A 16,635-nucleotide genomic window follows, 5' to 3' on the forward strand; every position below is an offset into this window, starting at 1 on the left:
GCCCGACCATTGAGCCGGAGGGGTGAATTGGCTCAAGCGTCTCCTGCTCGACCTGAAAGGAGATATACCAGTGCCCGGCTGCTTGGCTGACGGTCGCGTTTTTAATTTTCCCTTCAACTGGCTGGGACTGACGGAACTTGACCCACACCAGCCCGGCAGGCAGCTTCACGCGACCCTTTTCAAGGCGGCAATACTTGTCGAAGTTGACGAACCGGATAGCGTCGCGGTTGTCGCTTTTTTTCTTGAATACGGGTGCCTTGGCGGCGAGTTTCTTATCAAAGCAGCGCATCCACGCGCCATGCAAATCCTTGAGCTTCTGCTGGAGGTTGTCGGTATATGCCTCGGCCAGAAAGGCCATTTCTGGGTCTTTCTTCCAACTGGTGAGCATCCTGTTCAGCTCAAAGGCAGAAGGCAGTTTTTCGCCAGCATCCAGAATGCGTTTGGTTTCTGCCAGCCCGTGATTCCAGACATAACGAGCACAACCGCCCAACTGGCGCAGGCGTTGCGCTTGTTGGGCTGTCGGTTCGAGTCGGAACTTGTAGGCTTTCAGAATTTGCATTTAGCGCTCAGTGTGTAGAATTATTGCCATATCTATTAAGCCCGATTGAGTGACAGAATGCAATTCACTAAAATTAATAAATCACGCCATGCGGCCTACGTTTTGCACGTACATTTGGTGTTTATTACCAAGTATCGAAAGCCGATACTGGGGGATCTGCATCACGCTTCATTCGGTCAGTGTGCGGCAGAGGTTTGCAGAGGTTTTGGTGCGGAACTGAAAGAGTGTGACGGAGAGGCTGATCATGTTCACATGCTGATAGAGTACGCGCCAACGGTGCAGCTATCGGTACTGGTGAACTCGTTAAAGGCGGTCACATCAAGGCGACTGCGTAATGAATTTCTGGACTTGAGAGGTGCTTACAGCAAACCCGTACTCTGGTCACGCTCTTACTTTGCGGGCTCTTGCGGCGGAGCACCGTTGGAGGTGATCAAGCAATACATTCAAAACCAGCGGGGCTGACGCCCCGGCGAAATTCCCCTCCCACCTACGTCGGAGGGAGTCCCCTTTCGCATTTAAGATGGGATAGGTTTTCAGAGCTCGAGGATCTCTTTGACGAAAGGGATGGTCAGCTTGCGCTTGGCACGGAAGGAGGCGTTGTCGAGACGATTGAGGGTGGCAAGCAGGGTGCGCATATCGCGGGAGAGGCGGTTGAGCAGGAAACGGCCCACGTCGATGGGCAGCTTGAAACCCCGCAGCTCGGCGCGCAGTTGCAGGGCGCTGAGTTTGCCCTCGTCGTCCAGCTCGTCGAGGTGGAAGCTCACTCCCCAGTCGAGACGGGACGCGAGATCCGGCAGTTGCAGCCCCAGCTTGCGTGGCGCGCTGCAGCCGGTAACGATGAGCGTCCCCTCCCCCTTCTCCTTCCAGCGATTGTAGAAGTCGAACAGGGCCCGCTCCCACAGGGCGTTGCCGGCGATCGCCTCCAGGCTGTCAAGACAGACCAGGGGCAGGCTCTCCAAAGCATCGAGCATGCTGGGGTCGAGCTGTTCGAACTGATCGAGGGAGAGATAGGCCGCCGCCGCGTCGCGGGCGTTGACCTCGGCACAGGTAGCATGGAGCAGATGGGAGCGGCCCGACCCCTTGGCTCCCCAGAAATAGAGGAAGGGCGAGCCCTGACCGATGGCCGCATTCTTGAGGGCGGTGATCAGATGGGCGTTGTTGCCGGGATAAAAACTGACGAAGGTTTCATCATCCGGTAGTTGTACGGCTAAAGACAGTTGGGCCGGTTGCTTCACTCGTTGGGCTTTGACTGTGATATTTGCGGGCAAGTGTATCACCAGCGGGGCAGATAGAGAACCGCCCGGACCATGCCGGGCGGTCAGGATCCTTCCCCGGGATCAGGGCTGCGACCATTGATAGCGCAGGCCGCTCTCGTTGTCTTCCACCTGATGCAGGCGGCTCTCAAGTTGCAACCCCCTCACCAGCTCGGCTTTGTCCCCCTGCAGCGAGAGGTTGAAGGTCACCTTGTCCCCTTCCAGCTTGCCGATGGCCACCTTGGTGACACTGGCCATCTCCTGCAGCAGCTTCTGGATCTGGATCATGCCATCGATGTCGGACAGCCCCTCCACCACCAGGGTCTGGCTGGAAGCGACACCGGAGAGACGGGTACCGTACTGCTGCACCAGCCAACCGGCCAGGGCATCGGCAAAGCCCTTTGCCACCTCGGCCTGGGTACCTGAACCCGAGCCCTTGGTCAGCTCGGTCAGCTCTCCTGCCTGCGCCCCCGGCTTGGTACCATAAAGACCCCAGTCGATGCTCCAGGCCTCCCCCTCCGGGCTCAGTTTGCCGAGCACCACCATTTCGGCGCCGTAACGCTGGCTCGCCTGGAGCACGGGATCGGCAAAGCGGCCCCAGACATCGGTGGCATTGACCGCCATGTTGTCATCCAAGTCCATCAGCGGGAGACTGACCGGCAGCCCCATGGCCTGGGTCTGGGCACGCAGCGCCTCGGACCAGCCATCGCCGGACTGATCCGGCAGAATGCGCCGCTCCCCTTCGTCGACCACCAGCCAGATAGCGACCTGCGGCCGCACCGGGCCAAGCAGGGCAAACTTGCTCTGGCCAACCAGGGCGTTCACCTTGGCCACATTGAAATTCGCCTTGAGAAACTTGACCGAGCCGATGTCCTGATAGCTGTATTGCTGCACGTAATCCGCCGGCGCCGCCAGGGCCTTCACCACATCCGGCTGGGTGAGGATATCGCGCTTGCCCGTCACCTTGACGAGCACATCCCCCAGCGCCTGGGACTGGGCGGCCGTCATGTCGCCACTGGTGGGAGCCTTGCCCTGATAGAGGTCGGTTACCTGGGCGGCCGACACCACGAGAGGCAGACAGCAGCAGAGGAGAGTCGCTAAGCGTTTCAGCATAAAGAAGATTCTCGAAATGGGGGATGGTGCTTATGGTAGCGGCAAGGCGCGCATGGCAGCAAGCAAAGGGGGGAGAAACAGCGGAGCCGGCAGGGTGCCGGCTCCGTTTGCGCGCCTTGGGCGCGGCGATGGGGTGATGCTTACTTGGTGCCGAAGATCTTGTCGCCAGCATCCCCCAGACCCGGGACGATATAGCCCTTCTCGTTCAGCCCTTGGTCGATGGAGGCACAGAACAGCTCCACGTCCGGGTGAGCGGCCTCCAGGGCCTTGATGCCTTCGGGGGCGGCAACCAGCACCAGCACCTTGATGGACTGGCAACCTTTCTTCTTGAGCAGATCGATGGTGGCGATCATGGAGCCGCCGGTGGCCAGCATGGGGTCGATGACCAGGGCCAGACGCTCTTCGATGTTGCTGACGATCTTCTCGAAGTAGGGGACAGGCTGCAGGGTCTCTTCATCGCGATAGATACCGACCACGCTGACGCGGGCGCTCGGCATGTGCTCCAGCACCCCATCCATCATGCCAAGACCGGCGCGCAGGATGGGCACGACGGTGACCTTCTTGCCCTTGATCTGGTCGACTTCCACAGGGCCGTTCCAGCCATCGATGGTCACTTTTTCGGTTTCGAAGTCAGAGGTCGCTTCGTAGGTCAACAAACTGCCCACTTCCTTGGCCAGTTCACGGAAACGCTTGGTGCTGATGTCGCCTTCGCGCATCAGGCCGATCTTGTGCTTGACCAGGGGGTGTTTGACTTCAACGACTTTCATTATTATCTCCTCTAACCGGCGCCAAAAAAATCGCGGAATCATACAACAAAAGCCACGGCTTGTAGAGCTTTTCGATTCAAAAACGCGCAAACGATTTTCTTTCTGGTTTTTCGTGCCCGCTGGTAGAATACGCCCCGAATTTTACCCTCCACTTCTTTATATGACGGGGAATACGCGTGACTGACAAAACCTCACTGAGCTACAAGGATGCTGGCGTAGATATCGATGCCGGCAATGCACTGGTTGAACGTATCAAGGGCGTGTCAAAACGCACTCGTCGTCCTGAAGTCCTTGGTGGTCTTGGCGGCTTTGGGGCCCTGTGTCAAATCCCTGCTGGCTACAAGGAACCGGTACTGGTCTCCGGTACCGACGGGGTGGGCACCAAGCTGCGTCTGGCCATCGACCTGAAGAAGCACGACACCGTGGGGATCGACTTGGTCGCCATGTGCGTCAATGACCTCATCGTGCAGGGCGCCGAGCCCCTCTTCTTCCTCGACTACTATGCCACCGGCAAACTGGACGTGGACACTGCCGCTGCCGTGGTCACCGGCATCGGCGCCGGCTGCGAACAGTCCGGCTGTGCCCTGGTCGGCGGTGAAACTGCCGAAATGCCTGGCATGTATGAAGGGGAAGATTACGACATCGCCGGTTTCTGTGTCGGCGTGGTGGAAAAGAGCGAGATCATCGACGGCAGCAAGGTTGGCGAAGGGGATGCCCTGATCGCCCTGGCCGCCAGCGGTCCCCACTCCAACGGCTTCTCCCTCATTCGCAAGATCCTGGAAGTCTCCAAGGCCGACGTGCAGCAGCCGCTGGGTGACACCACCCTGGCCAACGCCCTGCTGGAGCCGACCCGCATCTATGTGAAGCCCGTGCTCAAGCTCATCAAGGAGTGCGAGATCCACGCCCTGTCCCACATCACCGGCGGCGGCTTCTGGGAGAACATCCCGCGCGTGCTGCCCGCCAACACCCAGGCGGTCATCGACGAGCAGAGCTGGCAGTGGCCGGCGGTGTTCAGCTGGCTGCAACAGGCAGGCAACGTCACCCGCCACGAGATGTATCGCACCTTCAACTGCGGCGTCGGCATGATCATCGCCCTGCCGGCGGATCAGCTGGACAAGGCACTGGCCCTGCTCAAGGCCGAAGGCGAGAACGCCTGGCACATCGGCCACATCGCCAAGGCGGCCGATGGTGAGGAGCAGGTCATCATTCAATGAATGATCGGATCAACGGCCAGATGACCTCCCCTATGAAACGCATCCTCGTCCTCATCTCAGGCAGCGGCAGCAACCTGCAGGCCATCCTCGATGGCTGTGCCGGCGGCAAGATTGCCGGTCAGGTGGTCGGCGTCATCAGCAACAAGGCTGATGCCTATGGCCTGGTGCGTGCCAGGGAAGCCGGGGTGGCAACCGCCATCCTGGCCCAGCAGCAGTTCGCCAGCCGGGAGGAGTATGATGCCGCCCTGCTGGCCCTGATGGCGGATTATCAGCCGGATCTGGTGGTGCTGGCCGGCTTTATGCGGATCCTGAGCGCCGACCTCGTGCGCCACTTCGCGGGGAGGATGATCAACATCCACCCCTCGTTGCTGCCAAAATACCAGGGTCTGCACACCCACCAGCGCGCCATCGAGGCCGGTGATGACGAGCACGGCGCCAGCGTCCACTTCGTCACCGAAGAGCTCGACGGCGGCCCGGTGATCCTCCAGGCACGGGTCCCCATCTTCGAAGGGGACAGTGCAGACGAGGTCGCCGCCCGGGTCCAGGTGCAGGAGCACAGCATCTACCCACTGGTGGTGCAGTGGTTCTGTGAAGGGCGCTTGCAGATGCGAGAAGGGTCTGCCTTCCTCGATGGCAAGCAGCTTGGCCTGGCAGGCTATGCCAGCGAGTAACCGCGAGCAGCAGTAAGACACAACAAGGGAGGCTCAGGCCTCCCTTGTCATTTCCATCGACCAGCGCAATGCCTGTCATCACATCCGATGACGCCGCTGCGCGGCTAATCGGCCCTACACCGGATTGTCGATATCGATAAAGGTGACCTCCAACCCGTGCACGGTGGCGAGCCACTCTCCCAGCGCCTTGACGCCGTAACGTTCGGTGGCGTGGTGGCCTGCGGCGTAGAAGTGCATGCCCATCTCGCGGGCGGTGTGGATGGTCTGCTCGGAGGCTTCGCCGGAGATGAAGGCATCGATGCCCTGCTCCGCCGCCTGGCTGATGTAGCTCTGACCACCGCCGGTGCACCAGGCCACGGAGCGGATGAGCTCGGGACCACTGTCACCACAATGAAGCGGCTCGCGACCGAGACGCTCGGCAATCAGCTTGGCAAAATCGCTGCCGCTCATGGGCTCCTCCAGCTTGCCCACCATGGCGACGCTCTTGCTGTTCCAGGGTTCGAGGCCGCGACGCACCTTGATGCCAAGCAGCCTGGCAAGCTGGGCGTTGTTGCCCACCTCCGGGTGCACGTCCAGCGGCAGGTGATAGGCAAACAGGTTGATGTCGTGGGTCAGCAGAGTCTTGATGCGGCGCTGTTTCATGCCGGTGATCTGGGCCGGCTCGCCGCTCCAGAAGTAGCCGTGATGAACTAGGATGGCATCGGCCCCGGCGGCCACGGCGGCATCGATGAGGGCCTGGCTGGCGGTGACGCCGGTCACCACCTTGCGAATGCGCTCGCGCCCCTCCACCTGCAGGCCGTTGGGGCAGTAATCCTTGATGGCATGGGGTTCGAGCAGGTGGTTGAGCAGGCTTTCCAGTTTACGATGAGAGATCATGGGGGTCTCCTAGCTGGGCTCCCCATGTACTGCGCGGGGAGCCGGATTCCGATCGTCAGGGCCCATGATAATCGAGCCGGACCGGCAAGGCCATGCGCTTGTCAGGACTAGGCGGGCAGCTCGATGCCGGCGTCACGCATCTGGGCCAGCTTGTAGCGCAGGGTGCGCGGGCTGATGCCGAGCTTGTCGGCCACCGCTTTGCGACTGCCGTTGCACTCCTGCAGGGTGTCCAGAATGATCTGGTGCTCCTGCTGCTTGAGTTCGCCACCGAGCCCCTCCCCTGACAGCCGCTCGAGCGGGCGCACCAGGGTCTCGTCCGTCTCCTCCAGGATCAGGTGCTCACAGTCGATGAGGCCGTCTGGACAGAGGATCAGGGCGCGCTGCACCACGTTGTCGAGCTCGCGCACGTTGCCGGGCCAGGGGTGAGCCATCAGACGCTCTCGGGCGCCCTCTGCAAGCTGCGGCGTCGGCAGCCCCATCTGGCTGGCATGCAGCGCCAGCAGATGCTCCGCCAGGGGAAGAATGTCCCCCGGGCGCTCCCAGAGCGCCGTCCAGCGCAGGGGGAAGACGTTGAGGCGATAGTAGAGATCCTCGCGGAACAACCCGTCCTGCACCGCTTTTTTCAGATCCCGGTTGCTGGTGGCAATGACCCGCACATCGAGGGGGATCATCTTGCGGCTGCCGAGCCGCTCCACCTCTTTCTCCTGCAAGACCCGCAGCAGCTTGGCCTGCAACCCCAGATCCATCTCGGTGATCTCGTCGAGCAGCAGGGTTCCTCCCTGAGCCTGCTCGAACTTGCCAGGGCACCCCTGCACCGCACCGGTGAAGGCGCCCTTCTCGTAGCCAAACAGGGTCGCTTCCAGCATGTTCTCCGGAATGGCGGCGCAGTTGATGGCGACGAAGGCCTGTTCTGCCCGGTTGGAGTGGTCGTGAATGTAGCGAGCCAACACCTCCTTGCCCGTCCCGCTCGGGCCGGTCACCATGACGGTGGCTTCGCTTCTCGCCACCCGGGTCGCCAGCTGGAACAGCTCCGCAGTCCTAGGGTCCCCGTACACCACGGCCCGCTTCTCCACCTTCTGGGCCGGCACATAACGGCTGACCTGGTTGAGCAGCACCTCGGGGGAGAAGGGCTTGGCCAGATAGTCGATCGCCCCCTCGCGCATGGCGCGCACCGCCCCGTCGATGTTGGCGTAGGCAGTCATCAGGAGCACAGGCACCTGGGGATATTGCTGGCGGATGTTGGCGAGCAGGGTCAGGCCATCCATGCCCCCCATCTGGATGTCGGAGATCACCATGTCAAAGCGCTGACGGGACAGGGCAAGCAGGGCCCGCTCGCCGCTGTCCACCTCGCGGCACTCATACCCACCGAGCAGCAGGGTATCCACCAGCGCCTCGCGCAGGCCGTTGTCATCTTCCACCACCAGAATGCGAGCCTGGGTCATGCCACACCTCCTACAACCAACATGGCCTTGTCGAGAATCATCTTCACCGGCGCTCCGGCTTTTGCGCGCCTCATGCCACGCCCCCCAACTGAACCTGTTGCTGATGCAGGGGGAAGGACAGGGTAAAACAGGTGCCCTCGCCAGGGACCGAGGCCACGCTTACCTCTCCCTGATGGGCTCGTACCACCGACTGCACCACCGCAAGACCGAGGCCCGTGCCTTGGGATCGGGTGGTAAAGAAGGGTTCGAAGATCTGGTTGAGCAGGGAGGGGGCCATCCCCTTGCCGTTGTCGATGACCCGCATCTCCACCCGGTTGCCGCTGCGCACAGCGCTCACCAGGAGCGAATCGGCGCCGGCCTGCCGGGCGTTGGCGATGAGGTTGTTGATGGCCCCCGCCAGAGCACTGCTGTTGGCAAGCAGACAGAGATCGGGCTCAGGGGCCTCCAGATGCAAGGCGCAGCCCTGCTGCTGGCAGAAGGCTTCGGCCCCCGCCTGCACTTCCGCCAGCAAGCCCTGCACCGAGAGGGGCGCCACCACCTGGTTGTCGCCATTGCGGGCAAACAGCAGGATGTCGTTGATCTGTTTTTCCAGGTCTTGCAACCTGGCCATCAATTTTTGCTGGAACTGGCTGCGGGATTCAGGCTTGAGGGTGCGGTTGGCCAGGTTGGCCGCATAGAGCATGGCGGCGGAGAGCGGGGTGCGGATCTGGTGCGCCAGGGAAGCCGCCATGTTGCCAAGGGCGGAGAGACGCTTCATGTGGTTGACCCTGTCCTGCAACTGGCGGGTCTCGGTCAAGTCGGTAATGAACACCAGTTGGCCGGGCTGATCCGGCAGCGGCTGGGTCGACAGCTGAACCCGGCGACCGTCTCGCAAGGAGATCTCGTGACCGTCATCCTCACGGGGTTCGAAGCAGCGGGCAATGATCTGGCGCCAGGAGAGGCCTTCCAGTGGCTCTCCCAGCAGCGCCAGGGCGGCAGGGTTTGCACGGGTGATCAGCCCCTCGCCATCGAGCAGCAGCACGCCTGTCGGCAGCGCCGTGAAAATGGCGTAAAGCTGACTCACTTCATGTGACTGGAGGGGGGCATCCTGCTGCAAGATTGTCATAAAGCTGACCTCAAACTGGCGATTGAGTCAGCTTATTCAATTTCCATGCCAGCAAAATAGACGTTATTTATCAATGTATTGGGTCAATGCGTCAAAGCATTGACCTCAATTGTCCTTGCTCATGCCGTACTTCTTCATCTTCTCCACCAGGGTGGTGCGGCGCATGCTGAGCAGGTCGGCGGCGCGGGCCACCACCCCGTCCTGGGACTCCAGGGCCTGGCGGATCAGCTCCACCTCGAGGTCGGCAAGCATCTCCTTGAGGTTGACCCCTTCCTGGGGCAACTGCATGGGCAGGGGCATGGCTATGCCGGGATCCAGCTCTGGTGGGGACTGGAACACGGCAGCCAGGGCGTCCCGCTCGTCCATCTCGGTGAGCCGTTCATCTCGTGGCTCGCAGGGCAGCAGGCGATAGCGGCCGGGCAGATCCGCCACATCGACGATCTGGTTCGGATAGAGGATGAGCAGGCGCTCGATGAGGTTGGACAGCTCGCGCACGTTGCCGGGCCAGGCGTACTGCATCAGGGACTCCATGGCGCGCTGGGTCAGACGGATGATCCCCTTGTGCTGTTCGGCATGGCGATTGAGCAGCTCCTGCAGCAGCAGCGGAATGTCGTCGGCCCGATCCCGCAGGGGGGGTGTCTCGATGGGGAACACATTGAGGCGGTAGTAGAGATCTTCGCGAAATGCCTGGGTGCGGATCATGGCTTCCAGATCCCGGTGGGTCGCCGCGATCACCCGCACATCTGCCTGGACAGCCTTGCCGCCTCCGACCCGGTCGAACTGGCGCTCCTGCAGCACCCGCAGCAACTTGACCTGCATCGGCAGCGGCATATCGCCGATTTCGTCGAGGAAGAGGGTGCCCCCCTGGGCCAATTCGAAGCGGCCGCGCCGGGCGGCAATGGCACCGGTGAAGGCCCCCTTCTCGTGACCGAACAGCTCGCTCTCGAGCAGCTCCGCCGGAATGGCGCCGCAGTTGATGGGCACGAAGGGGCCCGCGCTTCGGGCGGACAGCTCGTGGATGGCGCGAGCCACCACCTCCTTGCCGGTCCCGGACTCACCGAGGATCAGTACGTTGGCGTCGGTCTCGGCCACCTGGCCGATGAGACGGCGCACCTCCTGAATGCCCCTCCCCTTGCCCACCAGCAGGCGAAGCAGGGTCTGACCCTTGTCGTGGGTCTGATGACGGGGATGCAGGGAGATGAAGGCCTGGCAGAAGTGCAGATGACGGGTAAGGGACTAATAGGTAAAGGGCGCCTCGGCCACCCCGATGAAGTTGCTGCAGCCATGGCTCGCCGGCATCAGGGAGAGAAAGGGCAGACGAGGATGGGCGGCAAGCAGCTCACTCAGGGCGCGCTCGCGCAGTTCCCCGGCCAGAATCCCCTGCAAGGGCCCGGCAGTCTCGATGGCCACATCGAGATCGCTCTCCACCACCTCCTGCCAGGGGATCCCCATGAAGGAGAGCACAGTCCCCAGTTGTTGGCGCCGCACATCATCGGCATCAACAAGCAGCACACCCATAGCCATCCTATCCATATTTTCACACCTGACGCCAAGTTATTGTTTTTTAAGTGCTTATTAAAACCAATTTCGCACTGTGTCATAAGGGGGACAAAGTGCCAAAATTCTGGCGGATTGTCAAAACTTGTCGCATCCTCCCGGACCCTGGCGGGACGGGGATCACGCTTCCAGCCAGATTGAGTATCGGATGAAAACCAGCGAAGGGGAAAGAATGACGCCGACAGGGTGCGGCGTCAGAGGAGGGATCAGTGTTTCACGCTCTCCTGGGGAGCGGCATAGCGGCACTCGGGAAACCGGCTGCAGGCGAGGAACAGGCGACCGGCATGGGGACCCTTTCGTGCTTCCCGTGCCACCAGGGGCGCGGCACAGCGGGGGCAATGAGGGATCGTCTCCCGGGGCTCCTCCTCATCCGGATCGAGGAAGGGATTCTCCTCCATCAACGCGGGCATTGCCTCTTCGGCCTGGGGGGGCGGCACCTGGGGCTCCCTGGCAGCCCCCGGGTGTGACGTGCCCAGATCGACACCATCGAGCAGCAGCGCGCTGAAGGTCGGTTCGCGGCGCTCGCCGGGCAGCAGGTCATCCACCGGCGCCGTCGTTCTCGCCAGCAGGGGCAGCAGTTGCTCCCGCAACTCGTCGACCTGGTAGTGGCTGCTGGCCGGGATCTGCAACAGCGGCAGGCCGGCGCCATCGCAGGCCGCCTTCAGGAAGAGATCCCGCGACTTGCGCTTCTGGTGGCGGTGCCCCTCGTCATCCAGCTCCACGGCACACAGGAAAGAGAGATCCGCCGGGTGGCAGAGCAGAAAATCGAAGTGCTTCTCCCCTATCTTGCCGAGCGCCTGCTGGCGCTTGCCCTTGCCAAGGTGCGCCTCGGGCGTCAATACATAGGAGGCTCGTACCTTGGCAAAGACACGGGCCTTGTCCCCCACCGCCTGATCCAGCACCCCGAAGAAGGTGCGCTCGGCTGGGCTCATCAAGGTTTCCTGCAGATCATAGGGCTCGGCCTTGCCCTCTTTCTCCCTGCGCCAGACGATCACCAGCAGGAGCAACCCCAGCAACACGGCTCCTGATACGACAAGGCTATTCATACACGCACATCCCGTTTACAAGACAAATTCAGTTCACACCAAAGGAAGGGGCACACTCTACCACGGGGAAAGCGACTCAGGCAGCGCAGAAATCAAGCCCGTCCCGGCATTCGCGTTTTTTCACTGAATTTGCGCAAGGCGGGCTTCATATGGCCTGTCACAGCAGGCACAATGCTAGAGCCCATGGACGTTCTGGCGCGCACCCCGTCGCCGCCAGGCGTCAACGGACCCCACGCAGCCCCATTCAAGGAGAGCAGGATGCAAAAGCAATTGGTCGTCACCGTGATCGGCGCAGACAAACCCGGGATCGTCGAGAGCCTGGCCGATACCATCACCCGGCAGCAGGGTAACTGGCTGGCCAGCTCCATGAGCGAGCTGGCGGGGCAATTTGCCGGCATTTTGCACGTCGCCGTGCCTGACGAGCATTACCGCAGCCTGTGCGAGGCCCTGGTGATGCTGCCTGGCCTCACCGTAAGCTTCGCCGAAGGGCAGCTCAGCCCGCAACCGGCCCATCAGGTGATGCTGAGCGTCACCGGCAACGACAGACCGGGCATCGTCCACGAAGTGGCCAGCATCCTGCGACAGCTCAACATCAACGTCGCCGACCTCACCACAGGTTGCGAACCTGCGCCCCACTCAGGCGCCCCCCTCTTCTATGCCCACGCCCTGGTGGCCCTGCCGCCGCAGCTCGAACTGGACGATCTCGTCACGGCCCTGGAGTCCCTCTCCGACGACCTCGTCGTCGACATCGATCAGGATCTGAGCGAATAGTGTCGCCTGTCATAAATTTGTCATGGTTTGACGCCATAACTTCCGCGCAGACGCAACCAGAGCAAAGAGGCACCAGATGAGCACCGACAAGCAGTATGAAGAGAAAGAGCTTAGCTGGCTCTCATTCAATGAACGGGTGTTGCAAGAGGCGATGGACAAGACGGTCCCCCTCATCGAGCGGGTCCGTTTCCTCGGGATTTTCTCCTCCAATCAGGACGAGTTCTTCAAGGTACGGGTGTCGGACGTCAAGCGCCGCATCCTCATCAACGAAGTCCACGGCGGCAACGACGAGGCCAAGGTGCTGCTGCGCGCCATCCAGCAGAAGGTGATGGCGCTCGGCGAGGCGTTCGACAACACCTACAAGGAGCTGCTGATCGCGCTGGCCCGCCACAACATCTTCCTGGTGAACGAAAGCCAGCTCTCCGAGTCCATCCAGCAGTGGCTGCGGGTCTTCTTCCGGGAAAAGGTGCTGCGCCACATCATTCCCATCCTCCTCAACAAGGAGGTCAACCCGGTCAAGTTCCTGAAAGACGAGCACACCTATCTCGCCATCGAAATGAAGAAGAACGGCCAGGTGATCCAGTACGCCCTGGTGGAAGTGCCCACCGACGATCTGCCCCGCTTCTTCCAGCTACCGCCGGAGGGCACCCGTCGCAAGAAGCAGATCATCATCCTGGACAACGTTATCCGCTTCTGTCTGGACGAGATCTTCAAGGGCTTCTTCGACTACGACGAGATTGCCGCCTACGCGGTCAAGCTGACCCGGGATGCCGAATATGACCTCTCCGACCAGCTGGACCTCAGCCTGGTGGACAAGATGAGTGACGGCTTGAAACAGCGCCTCACTGCCATGCCGGTGCGCTTCGTCTACGAGCGGGAGATGCCGGCGGCCATGATAAGCTTCTTGAAGCTCAAGCTGCAGATCAGCTCCTACGACGCCATCATGCCCGGTGGGCGCTATCACAACTTCAAGGATTTCATCGGCTTCCCCAATGTGGGCCGGGATTATCTGGAAAATCCCAAGCTGCCGGCACTGGACTGCCGCGACTTTGACGGCTTCGTCAACGCCTTCGACGCCATCGCCAAGCAGGACATCCTGCTCTACTACCCGTACCACAAGTTCCACCACTTCACCGAGCTGGTGCGCCAGGCGGCCTTCGACCCGGCGGTCAGCGCCATTCGCATCAACATCTACCGGGTGGCCAAGAAGTCGCGGATCATCCACTCCCTCATCGACGCCGCCAACAACGGCAAGAAAGTGACCGTGGTGGTGGAGTTGCGCGCCCGCTTCGACGAGGCGGCCAACATCGACTGGGCCAACATCCTGACCGACGCAGGCGTCAAAGTGGTGTTCGGGGTGCCCAGCCTCAAGATCCACTCCAAGCTCTGCCTCATCACTCGCCACGAGAACGGCGAGGCGGTGCGCTACGCCCATATCGGGACCGGCAACTTCAACGAGAAGACCGCCAAGATCTACACCGACTTCTCCCTGCTGACCCGCCATCCGGACATCACCGCCGAGGTGGAAAGCGTGTTCGAGTACATCGAGTACCCCTATCGGCGCTACAAGTTCAACCACCTGCTGGTCTCCCCCATCAACAGCCGCCGCCAGCTCTATCGCCTCATCGATAACGAGCTGGCCAACGCCAAGGCGGGGCAACCCAGCGGCATCACCCTCAAGATCAACAACCTGGTGGACAGAGACCTCATCAACCGGCTCTATGCCGCCGGCCAGGCCGGGGTGCCCATCCAGATGATCATCCGGGGCATGTGCGCCCTGCGCCCGGGGGTGCCGGGTCTGAGCGACAACATCCGGGTCATCAGCATCATCGACCGTTTCCTCGAACATCCGCGGGTGATGGTGTTCCACAACAAGGGCAATCCCCAGCTCTATATCTCCAGTGCCGACTGGATGAGCCGCAACATCGACGGTCGCATCGAGGTGGGCACCCCCATCTATGACGAGCGGCTCAAGCAGCGCATCCTCGACATTCTCGAGCTACAACTGAGTGATACCTGCAAGGCGCGGGTGATCGATGCCGACCAGAAGAACGAATACGTGAAGCGGGGCAACCGCCGCAAGGTCCGTTCCCAGGTGGCGATTTACGACTACCTCAAACGCATAGAGTCAAACCATGGACAATAGTCTGTACGCCGCTGTCGACCTGGGCTCGAACAGCTTCCACATGGTCATCGCCCGCCTCACCGAGGGGCGGATGCAGATCATCGATCGCATCAAGGAGCGAGTGCGCCTCGCCGAAGGGATGGACGGTCAGCGCCGCATGTCCCCGGAGGCCATGGCGCGCGGGCTGGACTGCCTCGCCCTGTTCGCCGAGCGGCTCACCAACATCAAGCCGGATCAGATCCGCATCGCCGGCACCTACACATTGCGCCGCGCCAGCAACGCCCGCGACTTCGTGCGCGAGGCAGCCAAGGTGCTCAACCACCCCATCGAGATCATCAGCGGCCAGGAAGAGGCCCGCCTCATCTATCAGGGGGTCGCCCATACCCAGCACATCGAGGGCCAGGTGCTGGTGGTGGACATCGGCGGCGGCAGCACCGAGCTCATCATCGGCGAAGGGTTTGAGCACAAGGCGCTCACCAGCCGCAAGATGGGCTGCGTTAGCTTCACCCAGAGCTTCTTTGGCAACGGCAAGCTCGGCGAGAAGGCCTTCAACGCCGCCGTGTTGGAAGCCCAGCATCAGCTCGCCCCCATCATCAACCAGTACCGCAAGCTGGGCTGGCAGAGCTGCCTCGGCAGCTCGGGCTCCATCCGCACCGTGCGCGACGTGTTGCAGGGGGAAGAGTGGACCGATGGTGCCATCACCCTGGCGGGACTGGAGCGGCTGAAAGAAGAGATGCTCAAGCACAAGCGGGTCGATCAGCTCAAACTGGCGGGCCTCACCGAGGAGCGTCAGGGGGTCTTTGCCGCCGCGGTGGCCATCCTGCTCGGGCTATTCACCTCCCTGCCCATCGAGCGGATGGAGTACTCCGACGGCGCCCTGCGCGAAGGGTTGCTCTACGAGTTCGAGGAGCGCCTGCAGCATCACGACATTCGCGAACGTACCGCGCTTGCACTCAGCACTCACTATCGCATCGACAAGCGCCAGGCCACCCGGGTAGAGAGCAGCGTCCTCTCCCTGTTCGACGCCCTGTGCGGCCCCTGGGAGATGCCGGAAGAGCCCTATCGCGCCATCCTCGGCTGGGCGGCGCGGCTGCACGAGATCGGCCTTGCCATCAACTACAGCGGCATCCACAAACACTCCGCCTATATCTTGCAAAACACCGATCTGCCCGGCTTCAACCAGGACGATCAGGCCCTGCTGGCGGCCCTGGTGCGCTTTCACCGCAAGGGGCTCAAGCTCTCCGAGCTGCCGGCCCTGCCCAACCACGACGAGCAGACGGTGCTGCGCTGCATCCGCATCCTGCGCCTCGCGGTAGCGGCCCACCACAGGCGTCAGGACAACTTGCTGCCCGAGTGGAACGTGCAGGCCGCCGGGGATCAGCTGGTGGTCACCCTGCCCCTGGACTGGTGCGACGAGAACAAGTTGCTGATGCAGAACCTGGAAAAGGAGCACCGCTACTGCCACGAGCAGGGTTGGCCCCTGCTGTTCCAGCTCGGGTGATCCGCTCCTCTACGCAAAAAGGCAGCCGATGGCTGCCTTTTTTGTCTCTTGTCCTTTCCTACTGCAGATCCGGCAGGATCAGCTTGGCTATCTCGAAGTAGATGATGAGGCCGGTACCGTCCACCAGGGTGGCGATGAAGGGGGCGGAGACCACCGCCGGGTCGATGCGAAAGCGACGCAGCACCATGGGGATCACCGAGGCGACAGTGGCGCTCCAGAGCACGTTGACATCCTCCCCCACCTTAGCGCTTCGCGTCACAGGAGGGGGATTCCCATTACTGGGTGATAGCTGCTCGCGCAGTACCGGGTTCCTGCTTCATCGGGCGGCCTGATTGCACCACGCCTCCACAGGCTAAAACGGCGTGTCCCGCCGCTAAAATATTGCGAGCGCCGTTCACATCGGCGTTCGCCTCATAACCACACGCAGCGCATTTAAACTGGCTTTGCGTCTGGCGGTTATCCTTCGCAGTATGCCCACAACAGGCGCAGTGCTGGCTCGTGTAGGCCGGGTTTATCGCCAACACCTGACCGCCTCGCCATGCCTGCTTATATTCGAGCTGGCGGCGCAGCTCAAACCAGCCCTGATCTAATATCGAACGATTCAGCCCTGATTTTGCCCGGACGTTGCGCCCCGG

The 16,635-nt window shown here is 61.8% G+C and carries 15 protein-coding genes and 2 pseudogenes; 6 read left to right on the plus strand and 11 right to left on the minus strand.

What is annotated here, in order from left to right:
- Nucleotides 1–559, minus strand: a 559-nt coding sequence (locus MUW49_RS20125; RefSeq protein ID WP_244813125.1) for an RNA-guided endonuclease TnpB family protein, incomplete at its 3' end; no start/stop codon positions are given.
- Nucleotides 560–616: 57 nt separating this feature from the next.
- On the opposite strand from MUW49_RS20125, the gene tnpA reads away from it, so the two are divergent.
- Nucleotides 617–1,021: an IS200/IS605-like element ISAs26 family transposase gene (tnpA, locus tag MUW49_RS20130; RefSeq protein ID WP_102948427.1), complete on the plus strand. Its 405-nt coding sequence runs from the start codon at nt 617–619 to the stop codon at nt 1,019–1,021.
- A gap of 71 nt (nt 1,022–1,092) precedes the next feature.
- On the opposite strand, the gene hda is transcribed toward tnpA, so the two are convergent.
- The 3 genes from hda to upp form a co-directional block, all read right to left on the minus strand.
- Nucleotides 1,093–1,794, minus strand: coding sequence for a DnaA inactivator Hda (gene hda / locus MUW49_RS20135; protein ID WP_010675272.1), 702 nt, complete (start codon nt 1,792–1,794; stop codon nt 1,093–1,095).
- 102 nt (nt 1,795–1,896) lie between these two features.
- Nucleotides 1,897–2,925, minus strand: a complete 1,029-nt coding sequence (locus tag MUW49_RS20140) for a DUF2066 domain-containing protein (protein WP_053288349.1) — start codon at nt 2,923–2,925, stop codon at nt 1,897–1,899.
- A 140-nt stretch (nt 2,926–3,065) separates the two neighbouring features.
- Nucleotides 3,066–3,692, minus strand: a complete 627-nt coding sequence (gene upp, locus MUW49_RS20145; protein WP_005302745.1) for a uracil phosphoribosyltransferase — start codon at nt 3,690–3,692, stop codon at nt 3,066–3,068.
- Nucleotides 3,693–3,868: 176 nt separating this feature from the next.
- Here upp and purM point away from each other — a divergent pair, with 176 nt between their 5' ends.
- Together purM and purN are read left to right on the plus strand one after the other, a co-directional pair.
- Complete coding sequence (gene purM / locus MUW49_RS20150) at nt 3,869–4,906, plus strand: phosphoribosylformylglycinamidine cyclo-ligase (protein ID WP_010675274.1); 1,038 nt, start codon at nt 3,869–3,871, stop codon at nt 4,904–4,906.
- 32 nt (nt 4,907–4,938) lie between these two features.
- On the plus strand, nt 4,939–5,577 hold the full coding sequence (gene purN / locus MUW49_RS20155; RefSeq protein WP_042017578.1) for a phosphoribosylglycinamide formyltransferase: 639 nt from the start codon (nt 4,939–4,941) through the stop codon (nt 5,575–5,577).
- 114 nt (nt 5,578–5,691) lie between these two features.
- Here the strand turns inward: purN and MUW49_RS20160 are convergent, their stop codons facing one another.
- From MUW49_RS20160 to MUW49_RS20180, 5 genes and pseudogenes are all read right to left on the minus strand, one after another.
- Nucleotides 5,692–6,453, minus strand: a complete 762-nt coding sequence (locus MUW49_RS20160) for a Nif3-like dinuclear metal center hexameric protein (protein ID WP_113070040.1) — start codon at nt 6,451–6,453, stop codon at nt 5,692–5,694.
- A 107-nt stretch (nt 6,454–6,560) separates the two neighbouring features.
- The gene (locus MUW49_RS20165) at nt 6,561–7,895 is read right to left on the minus strand and encodes a sigma-54 dependent transcriptional regulator (protein WP_201871729.1); all 1,335 of its coding nucleotides are present in this window, start codon (nt 7,893–7,895) and stop codon (nt 6,561–6,563) included.
- Nucleotides 7,896–7,965: 70 nt separating this feature from the next.
- Nucleotides 7,966–9,000: an ATP-binding protein gene (locus MUW49_RS20170; protein ID WP_010675278.1), complete on the minus strand. Its 1,035-nt coding sequence runs from the start codon at nt 8,998–9,000 to the stop codon at nt 7,966–7,968.
- Between the two features lie 105 nt (nt 9,001–9,105).
- Nucleotides 9,106–10,524: pseudogene (locus MUW49_RS20175) on the minus strand (sigma-54 dependent transcriptional regulator).
- A 239-nt stretch (nt 10,525–10,763) separates the two neighbouring features.
- On the minus strand, nt 10,764–11,603 hold the full coding sequence (locus MUW49_RS20180) for a DUF2726 domain-containing protein (protein WP_109111930.1): 840 nt from the start codon (nt 11,601–11,603) through the stop codon (nt 10,764–10,766).
- A gap of 258 nt (nt 11,604–11,861) precedes the next feature.
- On the opposite strand from MUW49_RS20180, the gene MUW49_RS20185 reads away from it, so the two are divergent.
- The 3 genes from MUW49_RS20185 (at nt 11,862) to ppx (ending at nt 16,000) form a co-directional block, all read left to right on the plus strand.
- Nucleotides 11,862–12,374, plus strand: a complete 513-nt coding sequence (locus tag MUW49_RS20185) for an ACT domain-containing protein (RefSeq protein WP_010675281.1) — start codon at nt 11,862–11,864, stop codon at nt 12,372–12,374.
- A gap of 76 nt (nt 12,375–12,450) precedes the next feature.
- Nucleotides 12,451–14,520, plus strand: coding sequence for a polyphosphate kinase 1 (gene ppk1, locus MUW49_RS20190; protein ID WP_244813127.1), 2,070 nt, complete (start codon nt 12,451–12,453; stop codon nt 14,518–14,520).
- Nucleotides 14,510–16,000, plus strand: coding sequence for an exopolyphosphatase (gene ppx / locus MUW49_RS20195; protein ID WP_043128825.1), 1,491 nt, complete (start codon nt 14,510–14,512; stop codon nt 15,998–16,000). Before ppk1 ends, ppx begins: the two co-directional genes overlap by 11 nt.
- 58 nt (nt 16,001–16,058) lie before the next feature.
- Here the strand turns inward: ppx and MUW49_RS20200 are convergent.
- Both MUW49_RS20200 and MUW49_RS20205 read right to left on the minus strand, forming a co-directional pair.
- A pseudogene (locus tag MUW49_RS20200) lies at nt 16,059–16,223 on the minus strand (magnesium transporter); the annotation flags it as partial.
- A gap of 52 nt (nt 16,224–16,275) precedes the next feature.
- Nucleotides 16,276–16,635 (minus strand): transposase (locus MUW49_RS20205; RefSeq protein ID WP_244813129.1); only part of this gene is annotated, 360 nt, incomplete at its 5' end.

The organism is Aeromonas sp. LsrichE-8G (genome assembly GCF_022869435.1).
Lineage (GTDB): Bacteria > Pseudomonadota > Gammaproteobacteria > Enterobacterales > Aeromonadaceae > Aeromonas > Aeromonas caviae.

Excerpts from the sequence above, each read along its gene's own strand:
- upp (WP_005302745.1), bottom strand. The coding sequence starts at position 3,692 with ATGAAAGTCGTTGAAGTCAAACACCCCCTGGTCAAGCACAAGATCGGC.
- MUW49_RS20140 (WP_053288349.1), bottom strand. The coding sequence starts at position 2,925 with ATGCTGAAACGCTTAGCGACTCTCCTCTGCTGCTGTCTGCCTCTCGTG.
- MUW49_RS20170 (WP_010675278.1), bottom strand. The coding sequence starts at position 9,000 with ATGACAATCTTGCAGCAGGATGCCCCCCTCCAGTCACATGAAGTGAGT.
- tnpA (WP_102948427.1), top strand. The coding sequence starts at position 617 with ATGCAATTCACTAAAATTAATAAATCACGCCATGCGGCCTACGTTTTG.
- MUW49_RS20160 (WP_113070040.1), bottom strand. The coding sequence starts at position 6,453 with ATGATCTCTCATCGTAAACTGGAAAGCCTGCTCAACCACCTGCTCGAA.
- ppk1 (WP_244813127.1), top strand. The coding sequence starts at position 12,451 with ATGAGCACCGACAAGCAGTATGAAGAGAAAGAGCTTAGCTGGCTCTCA.
- purN (WP_042017578.1), top strand. The coding sequence starts at position 4,939 with ATGAAACGCATCCTCGTCCTCATCTCAGGCAGCGGCAGCAACCTGCAG.
- MUW49_RS20180 (WP_109111930.1), bottom strand. The coding sequence starts at position 11,603 with ATGAATAGCCTTGTCGTATCAGGAGCCGTGTTGCTGGGGTTGCTCCTG.
- ppx (WP_043128825.1), top strand. The coding sequence starts at position 14,510 with ATGGACAATAGTCTGTACGCCGCTGTCGACCTGGGCTCGAACAGCTTC.
- MUW49_RS20165 (WP_201871729.1), bottom strand. The coding sequence starts at position 7,895 with ATGACCCAGGCTCGCATTCTGGTGGTGGAAGATGACAACGGCCTGCGC.
- MUW49_RS20185 (WP_010675281.1), top strand. The coding sequence starts at position 11,862 with ATGCAAAAGCAATTGGTCGTCACCGTGATCGGCGCAGACAAACCCGGG.